13 protein-coding genes are annotated in these 14,355 nt (G+C 67.5%); 6 read left to right on the forward strand and 7 right to left on the reverse strand.

The genetic code is table 11. The annotated features are described in order from the left end of the window. Nucleotides 1-30: 30 nt before the first annotated feature. The 3 genes from GBRO_RS03745 to ramB all read right to left on the reverse strand — a co-directional run bounded on the left by GBRO_RS03745 (nucleotide 31) and on the right by ramB (nucleotide 4,549). Nucleotides 31-1,443: a lipase family protein gene (locus GBRO_RS03745; RefSeq protein WP_012832657.1), complete on the reverse strand. Its 1,413-nt coding sequence runs from the start codon at nucleotides 1,441-1,443 to the stop codon at nucleotides 31-33. A gap of 142 nt (nucleotides 1,444-1,585) precedes the next feature. After that, nucleotides 1,586-2,992 (reverse strand): lipase family protein, encoded by a 1,407-nt coding sequence (locus GBRO_RS03750; RefSeq protein ID WP_012832658.1) that lies wholly within the window; start codon nucleotides 2,990-2,992, stop codon nucleotides 1,586-1,588. A 129-nt stretch (nucleotides 2,993-3,121) separates the two neighbouring features. After that, a complete protein-coding gene (gene ramB / locus GBRO_RS03755) occupies nucleotides 3,122-4,549 on the reverse strand; it encodes an acetate metabolism transcriptional regulator RamB (RefSeq protein WP_012832659.1) in 1,428 nt (475 codons plus the stop codon). A 48-nt stretch (nucleotides 4,550-4,597) separates the two neighbouring features. Here ramB and GBRO_RS03760 point away from each other — a divergent pair, with 48 nt between their 5' ends. The 4 genes from GBRO_RS03760 (at nucleotide 4,598) to GBRO_RS03775 (ending at nucleotide 9,109) form a co-directional block, all read left to right on the forward strand. Continuing rightward, nucleotides 4,598-5,380 carry a hypothetical protein gene (locus GBRO_RS03760; protein WP_012832660.1) on the forward strand — a complete coding sequence of 261 codons (783 nt, stop codon included), beginning with the start codon at nucleotides 4,598-4,600 and terminating at the stop codon, nucleotides 5,378-5,380. A gap of 412 nt (nucleotides 5,381-5,792) precedes the next feature. After that, nucleotides 5,793-7,088, forward strand: a complete 1,296-nt coding sequence (gene aceA / locus GBRO_RS03765; protein WP_012832661.1) for an isocitrate lyase — start codon at nucleotides 5,793-5,795, stop codon at nucleotides 7,086-7,088. 176 nt (nucleotides 7,089-7,264) lie between these two features. Beyond that, nucleotides 7,265-8,125, forward strand: a complete 861-nt coding sequence (locus tag GBRO_RS03770) for a 3-hydroxybutyryl-CoA dehydrogenase (RefSeq protein WP_012832662.1) — start codon at nucleotides 7,265-7,267, stop codon at nucleotides 8,123-8,125. 294 nt (nucleotides 8,126-8,419) lie between these two features. Next, nucleotides 8,420-9,109, forward strand: a complete 690-nt coding sequence (locus GBRO_RS03775) for a heparin-binding hemagglutinin (protein ID WP_012832663.1) — start codon at nucleotides 8,420-8,422, stop codon at nucleotides 9,107-9,109. Nucleotides 9,110-9,174: 65 nt separating this feature from the next. Here the strand turns inward: GBRO_RS03775 and GBRO_RS03780 are convergent, their stop codons facing one another. Further along, the gene (locus tag GBRO_RS03780; protein WP_012832664.1) at nucleotides 9,175-9,723 is read right to left on the reverse strand and encodes a helix-turn-helix domain-containing protein; all 549 of its coding nucleotides are present in this window, start codon (nucleotides 9,721-9,723) and stop codon (nucleotides 9,175-9,177) included. A gap of 143 nt (nucleotides 9,724-9,866) precedes the next feature. On the opposite strand from GBRO_RS03780, the gene GBRO_RS03785 reads away from it, so the two are divergent. Both GBRO_RS03785 and GBRO_RS03790 read left to right on the forward strand, forming a co-directional pair. Further along, entirely contained in the window at nucleotides 9,867-10,451 is a 585-nt protein-coding gene (locus tag GBRO_RS03785) for a class I SAM-dependent methyltransferase (protein ID WP_012832665.1), read from the forward strand. A gap of 53 nt (nucleotides 10,452-10,504) precedes the next feature. Next, a complete protein-coding gene (locus GBRO_RS03790; RefSeq protein ID WP_012832666.1) occupies nucleotides 10,505-11,698 on the forward strand; it encodes a benzoate/H(+) symporter BenE family transporter in 1,194 nt (397 codons plus the stop codon). Nucleotides 11,699-11,804: 106 nt separating this feature from the next. Here the strand turns inward: GBRO_RS03790 and GBRO_RS03795 are convergent, their stop codons facing one another. The 3 genes from GBRO_RS03795 to GBRO_RS03805 are packed head-to-tail and all read right to left on the reverse strand — an operon-like array spanning nucleotide 11,805 to nucleotide 14,295. Then, nucleotides 11,805-12,665 (reverse strand): polyphosphate kinase 2 family protein, encoded by an 861-nt coding sequence (locus GBRO_RS03795; protein ID WP_012832667.1) that lies wholly within the window; start codon nucleotides 12,663-12,665, stop codon nucleotides 11,805-11,807. Continuing rightward, nucleotides 12,662-13,495, reverse strand: coding sequence for an SDR family NAD(P)-dependent oxidoreductase (locus tag GBRO_RS03800; RefSeq protein ID WP_012832668.1), 834 nt, complete (start codon nucleotides 13,493-13,495; stop codon nucleotides 12,662-12,664). Before GBRO_RS03800 ends, GBRO_RS03795 begins: the two co-directional genes overlap by 4 nt. Further along, a complete protein-coding gene (locus GBRO_RS03805) occupies nucleotides 13,492-14,295 on the reverse strand; it encodes a TetR/AcrR family transcriptional regulator (RefSeq protein WP_041919710.1) in 804 nt (267 codons plus the stop codon). The genes GBRO_RS03800 and GBRO_RS03805 overlap by 4 nt, the downstream gene beginning before the upstream one ends. Nucleotides 14,296-14,355: the final 60 nt, after the last annotated feature.

The following is a 14,355-nucleotide window of genomic DNA, read 5'->3' on the forward strand; positions in this document are numbered from 1 at the left end:
CCTGCAAGGTCAACGGATTTGGCCGCACGGTCAGCGGGGCGGGCAGGTGGATTGGGCCGGTACGCCGCGTAGTCGCGCGTCGAGCCAGCTCATCGCGTCTCGGAAGGCGACGAAGACCGTCGTCATGTGTTCGCCGGGATACTCGCGATAGGTCGCGTCGGCGCCGAGGCGGCACTGCTCGGCGAACAGTGCACGCGCCTGACTCGCGGGGATCCACCATTCCTGGGCGCCGTGGTAGATGAACAGTGGCATCGCGGCCTTGTGCCCGGACATCGCGGTGATCTCGAAGATCCGTTGGGCCGTGGGCGATCTGAACGGGTCTGGGTCGGTGGAGAGCATCTGCGTCGCGCCGAAGGTGAAGCCGAAGTAGCCCATCGTCCCGGTGCACAGGTTCTTCAGCACGTCGTTTGTCGCGAGCCGGCGGGCGAGTTTGTTGGCCATCGGCAGCAGTTCCGGCCGTTCGCGGGCGATGCCGAGGATCGCCGCATGGAAGACCCCAGAGGCCAGGTTGGCGTTCATCGCGCCGGCGAGGACCCGATAGTCGGCGGGCACTCCGCCGATGGCCGCGCCGACGAAACGCTTGGCCACCTCGGGTGCATACGACGATGCGAGCTTGCTGGTCGCATTCGTCGCGATCGCGCCGCCCGAGTAGCCGAGCATCGCGATCGGTCCCGCGCCGAAGTTGCGCTTGTCGACGGTGGCGGCCGCGCGGATCGAGTCGAGGACCACGTGCGCGGCGACATACGGCTCGGCATAGGCCATCCGGGCGCCGGTGTGGTCCGGGACGATCACCGAGTAGCCGCGCGTGAGGGCCTCCTGGGTGGTCGGCGGCCGTAGGTCGGTGCTGTTGGTGTCGCCGGTCTTGCCGTGTGCGAAGGTGTATCCGGTGGTGCAGCGTGTGCCGAGGGCGACGATGGGCGGATTGTTCACCATGACCGGCCGCGCACCGCGACCCTGCCACGGCGCCGGCGGCACGAACAGGGTCGCGGTGGCGAACAGTGGACGGTTCGCGGCGTCGACGGTGCGGAACTTGATCTGCCGCGCATAGGCGACGCGCACCTCGAGGAGTGGGGCTGCAACCGGCGCCACGTCGCGCTGCGCGAGCAACTCGCCGGGGCGGTGGCGGGCGAGGTCGGCCGGCCACACATCGAAGAACGGGTCACCGGTCGGCGACGGCATGATCGCCTCGCGCAGTTCCTGCAGTTCGCGGCTCGCGCCGGGAGTCTGCGCCCGAGCCGGGATGGACCGCAGATGAGGGATGTCGGGTGGCGGAACCATGCGCTCGATCTGATTCGGTACCTGTCCGGGGATGGGCATCAGATTCGGTGGATCGGCCACGGCCGCACCACCTCCGGCGACGCTGGTGATCACGGCGGTCAGTGCCGTGGTGAGCGTGGCCGCTGCGCGCAGCAGCCATCGCCCCGGACCGGAAACAGCCGGCATCGCGTACTCCTCGAGGTCGGCGGCCGGGCTCGGCCCCGAGGCGGCTGCGCCGCCCTCGATGCCCTGTTCGCACTCCTACAACGTCGGGACATACTGTAAACCGACGTTCCGCCGGAGCGCGCGGCGAGGTGGCCGACGGGACTCAGCGCGGACAGGTCGATCGTGCCGGGATGCCACGCAGCCGTGCGTCGAGCCAGCCGGCCGCGTCCGGGTAACCGGCGACGGCGGCGATGATGTGCTCGCCGAAGACCTCCCGGTAGGTGGCGTTGGCGCCGAGCCGGCACTGCTCACGGAACAGGTTGCGCGCCCCGGCGGCCGGTATCCACCATTCCTGCGTCCCGTTGTAGATGTAGAGCGGCACAACGGATTTCCGGTCGCTCATCTTGGTGACCCGGTAGATGTTCTCGGCCACCGGGGAATGGAAGGGATCGGGGTCGCTCGACAGTAGCTGCATGGGCATGAAGGTCTGTCCGGCGAGCGCCTCGGGGACCACGCAGACGTTCTTGAGTGGCGACGTCGCTATCCATTGCGCGACATGGTTTGCCATCGTGAGGATCTCGGGACGTTCCCGGGCGATGCCGAAGGTGGCGGCGTGGAAGAGTCCGGTGGCGAGGTTGGCGTTCATGCTGCCGACGAGCATCCGGAAATCGGCGGGCACCCCACCGAGTGCGGCGCCGACGATGCGTGCGGCCACCTCGGGGGCGTAGGACGCTGCCAACTTCGCCGCACCGTTGGTGGCGATCGCGCCGCCCGAGTATCCGGTCATGGCGATCCGGCTGTGCCCGAACCGTTCCGGGTCGTAGGCCGCGGCGGCGCGCAGGGAGTCGAGGACGATGTGGCCGGCGGTGGTCGGTTCGGCGTAGGCCATCCGTGGGCCCTGATGATCGGGCACGATGACGGTGTAGCCGCGGGACAGGGCCAGCTGCGTGCTCGGCGGGAGGAAATCGGTGAATCCGGTTGCCACACCGACACCGTGGGCCAGCGTCGCGCCGGGCGTGCAGGCCGCCCCCAGGGAATCGATGGGCAGGTTGTTGACGAGGATCGGACGCGGTCCCCGGCCCGTCCACGCCTGTCGCGGGGACAACACGGTGGCGGTCCCGAAGGGGGGCCGGCCGGTGCCGTCGCGGGTGGCGAACTTGAGCTGCACGGCACGTGAGATCGGCACGGTCACAAGGACTCCCGCCGGCCAGGTGACGTCGCGGGTGGTGAGCACCGCTCCCGGCCGGTGGCCGCCGAGGTCGGGTGCCCAGCGGTCGAAGAATGGATCGCCCGACGGCGTCGGCAGTGTGGCCTCACGCAGTTCCTGCAGCCGCCACCCGAAACCCGGTGCGACGGCCCGCTGCGGAATGCGAGACAGGTGCGGATACGGCGGTGCGGGAACGGTGCCGTCGATGGCACGCGGTATCTGCGGCGGGATGCCGTTCATGGTGAACGGCTCGGCTCCGGCTCGAGCGGCCGGCACGATCAGGCCGGAGACGAGTAGCAGGACGGCGACGGCAATGAGCCGTCGGAAGCGGATCGAGATCCGGCTCGCAGCACGACAGGACATGCGAAATCCCCTCTGCCGTGAGGAAATCCCCGCGATGACCCCACGCCTGGTGAGACTAGGACGATCCGGTGGACAACCGCCTGGGACACGCGACCCAGACTATCGACCGTTATGCAAATGTGATATGAATCACTCGACTTCGGCGTTCATATACGGCGAGACGCTGCTGCGGTGCTCCTGGACGCGCAGCGGTGCGCCGAGGGCCGGAAACGCGCGTTGTGGACACTTCTGCCGCTCGCACACACGGCAACCCGCGCCGATCGGGGTGACCCTGGCCTGCGGTCCGATCTCGAGGCCGTCGGAGTAGACCACCCGCCCGGCGTGCCGCAGTTCGCAGCCGAGTCCGATGGCGAAGGTCTTGCCCGGCTGGCCGAATCGCGCGGCGCGGCGCTCGACGGTACGGGCCACCCAGAGGTAGTTGCGGCCATCGGGCATCTCGGCGATCTGCGTGGAGATCTTGCCGGGGGAGGCGAAGGTCTCGTACACATTCCACAGCGGGCAGGTGCCGCCGCTCGAGGAGAAGTGAAAGCCGGTGGCGGACTGGCGTTTCGACATGTTTCCCGCGCGATCCACGCGGACGAACGACCACGGGATGCCGCGTAGGTTGGGTCGCTGCAGGGTGGAGAGCCGATGACAGATCGTCTCGTAGGAGACCGCGTAGAAGGCCGACAGTCGTTCGATGTCGTAGCGGTAATCCTCGGCGGCGCCGTGGAATTGGTTGTAGGGGAGGACGGCCGCGGCGGCAAAGTAGTTGGCCAGGCCGAGCTGTGCCAGTGACCGCGCATCCTCGCTGGTGAAATTGCCCTCGTCGACGAGATCGTCGAGTAGGTCCCGATATTCGAGCAGGCACAGTTCGGTGGCGAGTTTGAAGGTCCGTTGTCCCGCCGACAGCGCCGCCGAGAACTCGAGCCGGCGCGTCTGCGGATCGAAGCTATGCAGGGTGTAGTCGCCGAGGTCCACGCGGCGCACGATGCTCACGCCGTGCACGTTCTCGAGCCGATTGCTGATCTCGCGCCGGATGTCGGCGGAATGCATGCGCATCCGCGAGGTCATCTCCTCGGCGGCGACGTCGAGTTCGTGAATGTAGTTGCGGCGCTGATAGAAGTAGTCGCGCACCTCTTCATGGGGAGCGGTGATGGTGCCCCGCATGCTGCGATCGCCGCGCTCGTCGGTGGCCGCGGCGAGCTGGTCGGTGGCCACGCGGTAGCGGCGATGGAGGTTCACCATCGCCTGGGCCATCGCCGGGTGGGTGGCGACGAAGGTGCTGACCTCCTGGGCGTCGACGGGACCCGCCGGCGTCTCCACGTCGTCGTCGAGCAGCACCTCGCGCAACTCGGCGACGAGCCGGACGTCGTCCTGGGAGTCGAAGAACCCGGCGTCGACGCCGAACGCCTCGGTGATGTGGCTGAGGACCTTGGGGGTCAGCGGCCGCGCGTCGTGCTCGATCTGGTTGAGGTACGACGGTGAGAGCGAAAGCGTCTGGGCCAGTGCCACCTGCGAGAGGCCGCGTTCGGAGCGGAGCTGACGCAACCGTGATCCGACGTAGGTCTTGGTCATCGGAGTTCACCTCCCGATCGGGATCTGTTCTCAGGGTACGGTGACCGCGTGCGTCTGCTCGCGGGGATCATCAGGCCTGCGCCGGCGTGTGCGCTGCTGGCCGGGGTACTGGCCGTGGTTCTGACAGTTGCCGGATGCGGATCGGGAGCACCGGATGCCGCGAGTACGCGACTGGCGCCGGCCGACCTGCTGCTCGATCCCTCCGACCTCCCGCCCGGCTTCACCGTCACGCCGTTCACGGTCGCCGAACTGGTGGACGGCAACAGCGCAGCGATCGAGTCGGCTGCCAGGACGCGCGTGGAACCAGACTTCTGCCGGCCGACTGCCGACGCCGCTCTCAACGGGCAGTTGCGCGCCGACAACTCCGCGGTCCTCGGGGCCCGACGGTTCAACACCTCGCTGGTGGAGCTGGTGAGCACCGCCCGCCGCGACGTCGGCGCCGACCTGTTCGCGACGTCGGCACAGTGTGCCCGCACGGAGACCACCATCACCGCCGGCAATCTCGCCGGGGCACGCATCGTGACCGAGTACGCCGCGTTGCCGGTGCCGCCGGTCACCGGCGGTCTGCGCACCGGTGAGCGGGCGGTGCTGGTGCGCTCGACGGTCACCACCCGGTTGCCCGACGGCGGAGTGCGCAGCCAGGTCGGGTTCGCCGGGTACGCGCTGCTCGATCGCCCGGCGTCGGGGGCGGTCACCGTGCAGCTGACGGTGTCGGGCGAGCCGACCCCGGCGACCACCCCGCCGACACCCGCGCCCAGCCCGTTGACGGATGCGCAATTCGTCGATCTGTTCGGTCGCGCGCTCGCCCAGGCCACCGCGGACGGCCACTGAGCCAGCCCGTCTCGTGTGAATGGCGTCACACCCGACCCGTGTCCGGGGTGTGTCGGGGCGGTCGAGAACCGCATCGCGGCGCTACCGGCGAGTGGACCCGGCACCGGCAAAAACGCAGTACGCGCGTACTTTTTTGTTGGACGGGCCGGGTTCTTCACATGTCGAGATTCGCAAACTTTGCAAAGCCGCGTCAAAGTTGGCCCAATTTTGCAGGACAAAACGATTGGACCTGCACGTTTTCTGTATGGCACCCTGGGTGCAGGCACTACCGAGGGACGACGCCGGTTTCGCAAATTCTGCTCCACAGCACCACGGAGCAACGGTCCACGCGAACCGAAACGCCCGTCGGATGTCTGTCAGCACCGGACCCGGCCGCAGCGGCCGGAGCAGGACAACGAAAGCGAAGTAGGCAATGAGCAACGTCGGAAAGCCCCGCACCGCCGCCGAGATCCAGCAGGACTGGGACACCAACCCCCGCTGGGACAACGTCACGCGCGACTACACCGCCGAGCAGGTGGCCCAGCTTCAGGGCTCGGTCGTCGAGGAGCACACCCTCGCCCGCCGCGGTGCCGAGATCCTCTGGGAAGGCGTCAACCAGAAGGACGGCAGCTACATCAACGCGCTCGGTGCGCTGACCGGTAACCAGGCCGTGCAGCAGGTCCGCGCCGGCCTCAAGGCCGTGTACCTCTCCGGCTGGCAGGTCGCCGGCGATGCGAACCTGTCCGGCCACACCTACCCCGACCAGTCGCTGTACCCGGCGAACTCGGTCCCCAACGTGGTCCGTCGCATCAACAACGCTCTGCTGCGCGCCGACGAGATCTCGCGCGTCGAGGGCGACGACTCCGTCGACAACTGGCTCGTGCCGATCGTCGCCGACGGTGAGGCCGGCTTCGGTGGCGCGCTCAACGTCTACGAGCTGCAGAAGGCCATGATCGCCGCGGGTGCCGCCGGTACCCACTGGGAGGATCAGCTCGCGTCGGAGAAGAAGTGCGGCCACCTCGGTGGCAAGGTGCTCATCCCCACCCAGCAGCACGTCCGCACCCTGAACTCGGCTCGTCTGGCCGCTGACGTCGCCGGTGTGCCGACCGTCGTCATCGCCCGCACCGACGCCGAGGCCGCCACCCTGATCACCTCCGACGTCGACGAGCGCGACAAGGAATTCATCACCGGTGAGCGCACCGCCGAGGGCTACTACCACGTCAAGAACGGCATCGAGCCGTGCATCGCGCGTGCAAAGTCCTACGCCCCGTACGCCGACATGATCTGGATGGAGACCGGTACCCCCGATCTCGAGCTCGCCCGCAAGTTCGCCGAGGCCGTCAAGTCCGAGTACCCGGACCAGCTGCTCTCCTACAACTGCAGCCCGTCCTTCAACTGGAGCAAGCACCTCGACGACAGCACCATCGCCAAGTTCCAGAACGAGCTCGGCGCCATGGGCTTCACCTTCCAGTTCATCACCCTGGCCGGCTTCCACTCGCTCAACTACGGCATGTTCGACCTGGCCTACGGTTACGCCCGCGAGCAGATGAGCGCCTTCGTCGACCTGCAGAACCGCGAGTTCAAGGCCGCCGAAGAGCGTGGCTTCACCGCCGTCAAGCACCAGCGTGAGGTCGGCGCCGGCTACTTCGACAACATCGCCACCACCGTCGACCCCAACAGCTCGACCACCGCGCTGAAGGGATCGACCGAGGAAGGCCAGTTCCACTAGGAACTCGGCTCGACCGCCTCTCCGAGGTTTTTTCGAACCAGTCAGGCGGCCCGTGACTTACGTTGCGGGCCGCCTGCTGGCATCTTGGGGGCTTTGCTCGTACCCGGTGAGTTACCCATGTACTTACGAAATCTGTTGTCTAGTTGTGCTTTTCGGTTGTGTTGTTAGGAGTTCTCGTGGTTGGTTCTATCACACGGGTGGGGGTTGTGGGTGCCGGGCAGATGGGTGCCGGGATCGCCGAGGTGTGTGCCCGCGCCGACACCGACGTGCTGGTCTACGAATCCACCCGAGAGCTGGCCGTGGCGGGACGCGCCCGGGTGCTGGAATCGCTCGATCGTGGAGTGTCGAGCGGCAAGCTCACCGAGCGGGAACGTGAACAGGCGTGCGCACGCCTGCGCTTCACCTCCGACCTCGGCGACTTCGCCGACCGGCAGCTGGTGTGCGAGGCCGTCGTCGAAGACGAGGACCTGAAGATCGAGATCTTCACCCAGCTCGACAAAGTGGTCACCGACCCGCAGGCGGTACTCGCCTCCAACACCTCGTCGATCCCGATCATGAAGCTGGGCAAGGCCACCGGCGATGCCGGCCGCGTGATCGGCATGCACTTCTTCAATCCCGTGCCGGTGTTGCCGCTCGTCGAGGTGGTCACCACGCTGATGACCTCCCCCGAGGTGACCGCGCGCGCTGAGACCTTCGCCCACGACGTGCTGGGCAAGCAGGTGGTCCGCTCGGCCGACCGTTCCGGGTTCGTCGTCAACGCACTGCTCGTGCCCTACCTGCTCTCCGCGATCCGCATGGTGGAAACCGGTTTCGCCACCGCCGAGGACATCGACAAGGCCATGGTGCTCGGCTGCGCGCACCCGATGGGCCCGCTCAAACTCGCCGACCTCGTCGGCCTCGACACCGTCAAGGCCATCGCCGACACCATGTATGCGGAGTTCAAGGAGCCACTGCACTCACCGCCGTCGCTGCTGTTGCGCATGGTCGAGGCCGGCCGACTCGGCAAGAAGACCGGACAGGGCTTCTACCACTACTGACCCTGCACCCATCGCACGCGTCAAAGCTGTACATCCGAACCGCAGCACGCGGATGGTGCAGCTCGCGGCACCCCTCGGTACAGATTTCGGTGCGATCCCGTGACCTCCACCACTCTGCTAGCAGATTGCTTGCATTTGCTAGCACAGCGTGGATACTGGTTAGTGGAAGCACCAATACCGATAGCGCCGCGGATGCTCATCCCGGTCGACGGCAGATGTCAATGATGACGCCGAGATTGACGAGACCGCCAGTGCTGCAGCGCGATTGGTGACTACAATCAAAGGAGTCCCCCTGTGACCACCGCAGAACGCACCCTCGCGAACCCCCTCTATGTCGCTGTTGGCGCGGGCGATTACGCCTACCAGCAGGTGACCGACAAGCTCACCGAGATCCGTGAGCGCACCGAGACCGCTGCCGAGAAGGCGCAGGCTCGTCTCGAAGCCCGCTTCGAGGAGACCAAGACCCGCGTCGAGGCCCTCCCGGAGGAGGTCCCCAGCGTCGAGGAACTGCGCGCCAAGCTGACCGTCGATGAGCTGCGCAAGATCGCAGATCCCTACGTGGACAAGGCAACCGAGTTCTACAACTCGCTCGCCGAGCGCGGTGAGGCGGCCGTGGAGAAGCTCCGCACCCGTCCCGTGGTCCAGGAGAACCTGACCCGTGCGGAGAAGGCCTACAACGACGCCGTCGACCTCACCGAGGACGCGCTGGGCGTGGTCTCGAGCCAGACCCGGCTCGTCGGTGATCGTGCCGCCAAGCTGACCGGTCGCCTGAGTGGCAAGGTCGAGGACGCCGCCGGCGCCATCGAGGAAGCCGGACTGAATCTGCGCGACGAGGCCGATGACCTCGCCGAGGAGATCAGCGGCGCCGCCGGCACCGTCGAGGCCAAGGGCCGCACCGCCAACTCGTCGCCGGCCAAGAAGGTCGCGGCGGCCAAGAAGGCCCCGGCCAAGAAGGCGCCGGCCCGGAAGGCTCCCGCCAAGTAGGCCAGACAACGTCATAAAGCAACGGCCCCTGCGGAATTCACCGCGGGGGCCGTTGGCGTCGGTGGCTACCGGGGTGGCGGAGTGTGAATGGTCAGCACCGCCTGCGCGCCGGCGTCGGATCGATAGGTATGGCGCACATCGCTGATCCACTGCAGCGTCTCGCCCGGCCCGGCGGAGTTCTCGGCGCCTCGTCGTCCGGCCGTGAGGTTCCCGCTCACCACGTGCACGTTCTCCACGACGCCGGGACCGTGAGCCGGGGATTCCCGGACGTCACCGGGGGTGACCGTGAGCCAGAAGACCTCCGTCACGGCGCCGTCGGGATGGTGTTCGACGTGCAGCAGGCGCGCCGACAGTGACCGGCCGCTGCCCTCGGTACCCGACTCCTCGCCGAGCAGCGCGGATAACGGAACCCCCAGTGGTCCGGCCACGGCATACAGGGTGTCGATTGTCGGATTGCGTTGTCCGGATTCGAGTTCGGACAACGAGCCCTTGCCGATTCCGGCCGCCCGCGCCAGGGCGGACAGGCTCATCGACCGGGCAGTGCGAAGTTCGGTGATGCGAGCACCGATAGCCGTGCGCCGATCCTCGGCGGACCGTCGACCGGTTGATGGCATGCCGACCTCTCCTTTCGGCCTCGATGGCCCGACGACGCGAATCATACTGGTCTCGCCGGGATTCCGATCTTGCCGAGGCGTCCGGTGCCGCGATAGGTTCGCCACAGCACACAGCGACGACGTCGTCTCGGGGGAGTGATCGCATGGTCAGCATGTCCGGACTCGAGGCGAGGTTCTGTCGTTCGCTGCCGTGGCGCCGGATCACCCGGCATCAGGTGATACCGCGTGTCGCTGGTCGGGTCGAGGGGCCCACAGTCCTCGAAATCGGTTGCGGTAGTGGCGCGATGGCCGCAGAGGTGCTGCGTGCTCGCCCCGATATCGAGCGCTACATCGCCACGGACATCGACCCGGCCATGGTCCGTGCCGCCCGTCGCAGACTGGCCCGCTTCGGTGGACGGGCGCACGTGCAACTGGTCGACGCTGCGGGACTGGGATTCGACGACGAATCCTTCGATACCGTGTGCAGTTGGCTGATGCTGCACCACACCATCGAGTGGCAGCGGGTGATCGACGACTGCGTGCGGGTGCTGCGGCCAGGCGGGCGGTTGATCGGATACGACCTCCCCGACAATCTGCTCGGACGCACCGTGCATCGCGTCACCCGGTCGTCGGTGGTCCTCGTCGACCCCGATCGGCTCGTCGCCCACCTGGACGACCTGGGTCTGCGTGAGGTCATCACGGAGCCGATGCTCGCCGGGCAGACCTACCGGTTTGAGGCGATGCGCTGAGCCCCGCACGATCGACTGTTCCGTAAACGGAACGATCGGGTAAGGTGCCGGTCGTGATCACCGAGCAACGCGGAAACGCGACCGAACCGATCATCGCCGGTGTCGTCACCGCGCTGGTCGGGTTCACGTCGTCGTTCGCCGTCGTGGTCGCCGGGCTTCGCGCAGTGGGTGCCGACCCCGCCCAGGCCGCCTCCGGGCTGCTAGCCCTGACCGTGACCTTCGGCATCGGTACCGCGGTGCTGTGCATCGTCTACCGACGCCCGATTACCCTGGCCTGGTCCACGCCGGGTGCGGCGATGCTGGCATCGATGGGGGCGTCTTATCACGCGGGTTGGTCGGCGGCGGTGGGGGCGTTTCTGGTGGTCGGCCTGCTGATCGTCGCGACCGGGCTGATCCCGGCGCTCGGCGAACTCATCGGTGCGATCCCCACTCCGATCGCGCAGGCGATGCTGGCCGGGGTGTTGCTCACGCTGTGTCTGGCGCCGATGACATCGCCTGCCGCGCAACCACTCCTGACCGTTCCCATTCTGCTGGTGTGGCTGGCGGCGACACGCTGGGTGCCGCGTTGGGCGCTGCCGATCGCCCTGGCCACCGCCCTCGCGGTGATCGGAATCCACCTAGCGGTCAATGGTCACACCGACGCCCCGGACACCACCTGGTGGCCGCAATTGACCTGGACCACACCGACATTCGATGCGGCTGCGGTCGTCGGCATCGCGGTTCCGCTCTACATCGTCACCATGGCCTCGCAGAATGTGCCGGGGGTGGCGGTGCTGAAGTCCTTCGGTTACGAGACCCCCTGGCGGGCGGCCATGTTCGTGACCGGCGCGGCCACCCTGGTCAGCGCGCCGCTCGGTGGGCATGCCAACAACCTGGCCGCGCTGTCGGCCGCACTGTCGGCAGGAGAGGAGGCCGGCGCCGACCGGTCCCGACGCTGGATCGCCGGAGTGTCCGCCGGAGCAAGCTATCTGGTGCTTGCGGTGTTGTCGGGTGCGCTGGTCACCATCGCCACGATCGCGCCGGCCGGATTGCTCGAGGCGGTCGCCGGACTCGCCCTGCTCGCGACCTTTGGCAACGCTCTCCTCGGTGCGCTCAGCCATGTCGAGTACCGAATCCCGTCGGCGCTCACCTTTGTCACCGCGGCTGCGGGTGTCACCTTCGGTGGGATCGGTGGTGCGTTCTGGGCGCTCGTCGTCGGACTGGTCGCGTGGCTGGTGCTGCGGACGCGGGCGGGATCGTCAGAGTAGGCCCGGCCCGTCCGCACGCAGAAACCGCGTGTCCCGTCAGAAACGCCGTTTGTGTTCGCGGTTTCTGACGGGACACGCGGTTTCTACGTGACGACACGCCGGTGGGTCAGTCCACCGCAGCCAGGCGCCTGCGCTCGGCCTCGACGTCGAAATCGGCTTTCGGCCAGTCGAGTTCGAGTCCCTGCAGCGCCTCGATGAGCAGCTCACACACCGACAGCCGCGCGAACCATTTCTTGTTGGCCGGGATCAGATGCCAGGGGGCGTCATCGGTGTCGGTGAGATCGAAGATCGCCTGATAGGCCTCGAGATACTGATCCCAGTAGCCGCGCTCGTCGATGTCGCCGGGGTTGTACTTCCAGTACTTGTCGGGACGCTCGAGACGTTCGGTGAGCCGGGCTTTCTGCTCGTCCTTGCTGACCACCAGGCAACATTTGATGACGGTGGTGCCGACCTTCACCAGGTAGGCCTCGAACTGATTGATCAGGTCATAGCGCTTCTCCCATTCCGATTGCGGCACAAGGTTGTGCACGCGAACCGGGAGTACGTCCTCGTAGTGGGAGCGGTCGAAGATGCCGATCCGGCCGGCCGGCGGGAGGGCCTTGTGGATACGCCACAGGAAGTCGTGCTGCAGTTCTTCCGGGGTGGGCTTGCCGAATCCCTTGATGGCCAGGCCCTGCGGGTCGACGAGACCACCGACGTGGCGGACGATACCGCCCTTGCCCGCGGTGTCCATGCCCTGCAGGACCAGCAGCACCGACCGGGTGTCGCCGGATCGGCCGTTGGCGTACAACAGTTCCTGCAGATCGGCGAGCACCTCGCCGCGTTCGCCCAGCAGTTGCTTGCCGAGTGCCTTGTCGCCGGTGAAACCGGGGGTTGATTCCGGGTCGAAGGTCGCGATGGGACCGACCGCGCTGACGCGTAGTGCGGCGTCGGCGCTCTCGGACCAACCCTGCTTGTCCTTGCTCATTCGTTCGCACCCTTCTGTGGTGGTGTCGCACCGTGCCCGTCGGCGCTCGCCGGTGGGAACAACCCTCCGCCGCCGAAGGCGGACCGATGCGAATCCGGTGGTGTCCCATCGTTGTTGACGATCCCGTAGCCCGCACCCAATTCGGCGGTGATCAGCGTGTGGCCGTTGTATTCGGGTAGGTGCGGATCTCGCGCCAGGGCGGCGATGACGCGTCCCACGAACTCGGGGTCCTCGGCGCGTTGCAGCGAGAACCCCGCGAACTCGTCGACGCCGAGCGACAGCAGCAGCTCGGTACGAATCAGCCCGAGCCACAACGAGACCGCGGTGACGCCGGTGCCGTCGAGTTCGGTGCCCATGTCGAAGGCCATCTTGTCCAGGGCGCTTTTGCTCATGCCGTAGAGTACCGAGTGCAGATGGCCGCGGGAACCGAAGGAGGAGATGTTGGCGATGAGCCCGGACCCGGCGGCGGTCATCATCGCCGCTGCGTGCACCGAGGCCACGTAGTGGGCGCGCAATCCGACCCCGATCAGGGTGTCCCAGTCCGACACCGGGCGTTCCCAGAATCGGTCGGAGAATCCGCCGAATCCGCGCGGCGCGGCCCACGCGTTGTTCACCAGCAGATCGAGTCGGCCGGCCTCGGCGGAGATCTGCTCGAAGACCGCGGCCACGGCGTCGTCGTCGGTGTGATCGCAGGCCAGCGGCAGCGCGCCGTCGGGCCCGGTGCCGTGCCGGGAGGTGACGTAGGTGGTCCAGCCGTCGGCGATCAACGCCGACGCGACGCCGTGTCCCACGCCCCGGCTCGCGCCGGTCACCAGCGCGACGCGGCTCATGAGGCGTCCGACCCGGACTCGGGCAGCGGTGGCGGCGCGGCCAGGAACTTCTCGCGCGACCCGTTGACCGCGGCGATGCCGACGATGGAACTCCACGCCATCATCGTGAGGTAGTCGATGAGCTCGTCGGCTGCCATCACGGTCTGATCGGCCATCCACCAGTCCACGACCCGCTGGATGCCACCGACGAGCGCGTTGGACCACACCGCGGCGCCCGCGGTGTCGGCGGAGCGTTCGGTCATGCGCAGCACGATGGTCGCGGTGAGCAGTTGGGTCACCATCTTCTCCGACCCGGCCGGCGCCGGCGAGGACGTCGGGGAGCTGGCCAGGGCGAAGCTGTAGAGGTTGGGCTCGCCGGCGACGGCGTGCACGTACACCCCGATCACGGTGCGGGTCAGGGTGTATTCGTCGACGTCGTCATGGATGGCGTCGATCAGCCGGGGCAGCAGCGTGGTCTCGAAGAAGCGCACGGTGGTGGCGACGCCGAGATCGTTCTTGTCGGCGAAATACCGGTAGAGGACCGTCTTGGAGACGCCGATGTGTCCGGCGATCTCGTCCATGCCGACGTCGGCGCCGAGCTCGCGGACGGCATTCATCACCCCGTCGGTCAGTTCGGTCCGGCGGTTCTGTTTGTGTTTCTCCCAGCGCTGACGCCGGCCGTCGGGCTTGGTTCCGGATTCGGGGGTGCCGAGGCCTTCGACGGTGTTCAGCAGGGCCTGTTCGAGACCGCGGGTCATGTTCGCCGCCGCCGTCACCGCGGCGCGCGCGGCTGCCGCGGGGTTGGGGCGATTGGTCTTCATAGGGTCGGTGTTCTGGGTCGGAGGGGATGTGACCCGGCCGCGAGAGAGTGGGTCGCTGTT

This window comes from Gordonia bronchialis DSM 43247, from assembly GCF_000024785.1.
Lineage (GTDB): Bacteria > Actinomycetota > Actinomycetes > Mycobacteriales > Mycobacteriaceae > Gordonia > Gordonia bronchialis.